Origin of the sequence: Rubrivirga sp. (assembly GCF_049648075.1) — a bacterium.
Taxonomy (GTDB): domain Bacteria; phylum Bacteroidota; class Rhodothermia; order Rhodothermales; family Rubricoccaceae; genus Rubrivirga.
On record NZ_JBARYR010000603.1, the window covers coordinates 1 to 4,570 of the forward strand.

4 protein-coding genes are annotated in these 4,570 nt (G+C 68.7%); all 4 read right to left on the reverse strand.

Going from position 1 to position 4,570, the window contains the following annotated elements; all coding sequences use genetic code 11:
- Nucleotides 1-944, reverse strand: a 944-nt coding sequence (locus WBA11_RS16630; RefSeq protein ID WP_424521767.1) for a glycosyltransferase family 2 protein, incomplete at its 3' end; no start/stop codon positions are given.
- A gap of 610 nt (nucleotides 945-1,554) precedes the next feature.
- Nucleotides 1,555-2,811: a glycosyltransferase family 4 protein gene (locus tag WBA11_RS16635; protein WP_424521768.1), complete on the reverse strand. Its 1,257-nt coding sequence runs from the start codon at nucleotides 2,809-2,811 to the stop codon at nucleotides 1,555-1,557.
- Entirely contained in the window at nucleotides 2,762-4,171 is a 1,410-nt protein-coding gene (locus tag WBA11_RS16640; protein ID WP_424521769.1) for an O-antigen ligase family protein, read from the reverse strand. Before WBA11_RS16640 ends, WBA11_RS16635 begins: the two co-directional genes overlap by 50 nt.
- Nucleotides 4,171-4,570: glycosyltransferase family 4 protein (locus tag WBA11_RS16645; RefSeq protein WP_424521770.1), on the reverse strand; the 400-nt coding region annotated here is incomplete at its 5' end. The genes WBA11_RS16645 and WBA11_RS16640, both read right to left, overlap by 1 nt.

The window sequence follows — 4,570 nt, forward strand, 5'->3', positions numbered from 1 at the left end:
GGCCAGCGCTCGAGGCCGAAGTAGTTGTCCCGTCCGGGGACGAACAGGTTGCGAACCTGGCGGCCGCTCAGAGCGAACCGAGCCAGGGCCGCGAGCGCATGCGTTCGATGGCGTGTCGGGAGCGGGACGCGCGCGATGGCGCGAGCGTACTCGACCGCTCGACCGGCAGAGGGCGAATTCCCCGATGGCCGAGAACCGGTCTCGTACTCGATGTAGTCTGCTCGAGAGAGGTGCCGCGCGCTTCCGGCGTGCAGCCGGTGGTCGAACAAGGTGTCGGGGACGGAGAGCATCGGCCCTCGGAGCAGGAGTTCAGCGCACAGAGCGTCTTCGACGCCGGGCATGGCGAACGGCCGGGTGGCAGCAAGGGCGTCGGACCGAAAAACGCCGTAGATCATCCACTCTCCGAGCTTTGCGCGAAGGAACTGAAGCAGACGCCGGGCAGGATCGCGGCCGTCGAGCGGAGCCGTCTTCTCAGGCGTCCAGCCCCAAACGTCGGACGCACCGACTCGAAACCCGCCGGCCTCGAGGTCGAACGGGTACGGACCTCCGTCGTCGTCGACCAGTCGGATCGCCGAATGCGCGCCGACCGCGTCGGGCCGGTCGTCGAGGGCGGCGAGGCAGCGCTCGAGGTAGGCTGGGTGGAGGACGTCGTCGTGAGCGGCCCACTTTGCATACCGGGCCCCGGTCTCGACGGCGAGCGCCATCGCGCGGTTGAAGTTGCCGTTGGCGCCCAGGTTGGTCTCGTTCCGCGAGTACCGGAGGCGTGGGTCTGCCGCTGCGGCCTCGAGGACGATCTCGGCCGTCGCGTCGGTCGACGCGTTGTCGGTGACGAGGGCGACCCAGTCGAGTTCGGTCTGCGCGCACAGTGCCTCGAGGGCACCCTCGAGGTAGGCCTCGCCGTTGTATACGGGAAGCGCGATGGCGACGCGGGGGGCGGAGGGCATGATCGGGCTGAAAGACACGGCCTTACAGAGAGGCCAGCCGGAGGCGGCGAAGTCGACGTATCGGCACGGATGCTTCTATCCTTTACGACGCCGTCGGGGAACGGACGGTATGCGGCCTGAGACAGACACCACTCACTGAGGGCTCCGGGAGGGCGGCGCAAGGTGCGATCCATGGATGCGCCCCAGAACGGGCACACGCTGACGAACGCGAGCGGTGGCACGCCGCTTCTCAGAGCGTGCCCAGCGCGCAGCTCCACCTCGACGCGGCCCGCTTTCCCGAGACCCTTGTGGCCCCACCCGACAGCGCCCTCCCCGGCGTCGGGTGCGGCGCAGGAGCTGTTGTGTACGCAGTGGGCTCTCGCCTCGATACCGTTGTCGGAGTGGACTCCTCGCCGGAGTCGCCCCTCCTCGCCGTCCGCGCGATGCCCGAAGGCGAGCTCATCGAGGGCCACGGCCGCTCGTCTTCAGATCGCGTCGGGCGCGGTAGATGGCGTCCTCTCGTGCGGCGGCGTGATCCACTTCCCCGACCTCGAGGACGCCCGGCGGGCCTTGACGGAGATGGATCACGACAGGCACGGCCGTGGCTACGACGCGTCCTCGAGGGCGGCCGTCACGGGACCCTAGCCGCCGCGAACTCGCCGATCGCATCACGATAGATTTGCGCCAACCGCTCGTAGTTGACCTCGCGCGCGTACCGACGCTGGAACGTGGCCCACGTCGCCTCACGCATCGACTGTCCGGTGCGGACTCCCTCCGCAAGCTTTCGGACTGAGTCCGCGAGAGCGGCCGAATCGCCGAACGGGAAGAGCCGCCCGGTCACGCCGTCCTCGATCATCTCAGGGAACACGCCGTGGTCCGTCGCGATGATCGGCGTCCCTCGCCCCATCGCCTCGATCACCACGAGCGGCCACCCTTCGTACGACATCGCGGGCATCACGAGTGCCATCGCCTCCCCCATCAGCCGGTCGACCTCGGACGCGCTTTGCCACCCCAACCACTGGATCCTGGAGTCCTTCCGCGATGCCGCCTCGACGAGCGGAGCGAGAGGGCCACCCCCAGCGATTACGAGGTCCGGTAGGTCCGGGGCGTTCTCCCAGGCGTTGAGCAGCACGCCGAGTCCCTTCCCCGTCGCGAGCCGACCGACCGACAGGACCGAACGTCCACCGCTAAGGATTCCGGACTCCACGCCGGGGGCGTTGTGTTTGACGGCGATCCGGTCTCCCGGGAGTCCGCCCTCGATGAAGATGGCTTTCGCGAACTCGCTTAGCGCGATGTACCGATCGACGGCGCGGTCCCACGTCCCTTTTCGACGGTGGTACGAGATGGTGCCCGCGACGGCGGCCGTCGCCGTATGGCTATCGCGGTAACACGCGTGGGCGATGCTGGGCAAGAACAGCGACGTCCCGACGCAGTCCCGGCATGGCTTGCCGTCCCGAAAGAGCAGGTTCCCTGGGCACACCAACCGGTAGTTGTGGAGCGAGTGGACCGTCGCCGCGCCGCCGTCGTGGGCGCCGTGAAAGACCGACGGCGACATGAGCGGCAGGGTGTTGTGGACGTGGACCACGTCGACGTTCTCGTCCTCGACGATGGACTTGACCCGGCGGTAGCTCTCGTCGCTCCAGAGCGTCCTCTTGAGGAGGCTGAGCTTTCCCAGATCCCCGACGTCGTCGTTGTGCAGCGTGTACTCGAGGACCCGGTTCCCATTCTCCCGAAGCATCCCACCCTCGCGCTCGAACACGCCGTCCTCCCCACCCTGCTTCTGATAGAAGTTGTGGACGAGCAAGACGGTGAGCGGAGCGCCCCTCGAGGACGAGGCGCTAGTGCCAGGAGAACGGCTGTCGAGGCGCGGAGCGAGCGTCGGCGTCATGGTCGTGGAGGGGGATGTTGGCAGAGTCGAGCAAGCCGGGATGCGTGCGGGACAGGCGGACGGCGGCGATACCCGTGCCGATCACGGTCCAGAGCCAAATGGCGCCCATCGGTCCCTCGATGAACACGTCGAAGGAGGCGTTCACCATCGCGGCCACCCAGAAGCCGGCGACCCAAGCGAACACGGCCTGCCAGCGTCGGCGGTCGGCGCGGCGCGCCCGTGCCCAGGCCCCCAAGACGGCGGCGAACCACGACAGGTGGAGTGCGACCCAGAGCACGAACCCCGGCACGCCGGCCCGGGCGAGGACCGTCAGGTGGCCGTTGTGGGGACTCCGGAGATCGCTCTGGCCCGTCTCCCCGACCTCGAAGCCGTCGGCCGTCGCGAGGTTGATCCCAAACCCCTTGCCCTGAAGGAAGTAAGGGCCGTTGACCGTGTAGTTCACGATGTCCGTCCACCACAGCAAGCGCCACCGCTTGGTCCCGTCGAGGGCGTTCGACGACCGGCCGAAGATGCTCTTGACGTTCTCGACCACCTGCTCGACGGACAGGTCACGCGAGCCGCCTTGGATCTCGACCTGGACCATCGGCCCGATGATGGCGCCGAGCACGATGAGCACGACGAACGCGTACACGAACTTGCCAACGCCCGCGCCTCGAGGCCGCATCAGCCACGCCAAGCCGAGGCCGAGCACGAAGGCCACCATCCCGCCCCGGTTGCTGACCATGATGATGCCGGAGCTGAACGCGGCCATCGCCCAGCGCATCGGGGTCGACCGAACCAGTCCGAGGATGAGCGCCGCGACGATCCCGGTCATGTGGACCATCAGGTCGCCGCCCTTGGCCTGCACCACCTTGACATGGGGGGCCCACGGCAGCCCAGGCTGCGCCTCCCCCAACTGCTTCGCGACGATGAACACCAGCCACGCACACGCGAGCATCACGACGACGAACGTCGAGTAGCGCTCGACGAGCACCCGGATCCGCTCCGGCTTTGCCAGGAGGAGAGAGGCCACGATGACGGCGTAGATGCCGTACCCGACGAGCATCGCGTCTCGTGGCCCATCCAGACCATGGGTGCCGAGGTACGGGACCGTCCGCACCAGGACGAGGACCATCAGGGTGAGCCACAGCCGCGCCGCCCACGACTCGAACACCTTCCCGAGTTGCCCCGTCGGCAGAGCCATAAAGACGCCGACGGCCAGCAGGACCTCACCGATAAAGAGTGGCGGGACCCCGATGTAGGCAAAGGACCGGCTGAAGAGGGCGTAGCCCAGCAGGCACACGCTGAGCACCCGGAGGTAGCGGGTTTCGGGCGCCACGCGGGCGCGGACGGTCGATGGGGGCGTGAACGTCAAGTCCATTACACGACCTCGAGGGCGGGGGTCTCGGCCCGTTCGTGCCAGACCTCGGCGTATCGGGCGAGGGCAGCCGCGACGTGGCTGTCCCACCGGAAGTCGGCCTCGACGCGAGCACGGCCGGCCCGGCCCATCCGGGCCCGCAGGTCGGGGTCGGAGGCCAGCCGGCGGAGCGCGGCCTCGAGGTCGGCAACGGCTTGGGAGGGCGAGACCGCTGGAACGGCGATGCCCGTCTCGGGCGTGACCTGCATCGCGGGTCCACCGAGGTCGAGGCAGACCACGGGCAAGCGCGCCGCCATCGCCTCGAGCGTGACGAACCCGCCGCTGTCGTGGAGCGACGGGTGGAGGAGCGCGTGCGCCCCGGCGACGAGCTCGAGGACGCGCGCGCGCGGCACGCTCCCGAGC

Excerpts from the sequence above, each read along its gene's own strand:
- WBA11_RS16635 (WP_424521768.1), bottom strand. The coding sequence starts at position 2,811 with ATGACGCCGACGCTCGCTCCGCGCCTCGACAGCCGTTCTCCTGGCACT.
- WBA11_RS16640 (WP_424521769.1), bottom strand. The coding sequence starts at position 4,171 with ATGGACTTGACGTTCACGCCCCCATCGACCGTCCGCGCCCGCGTGGCG.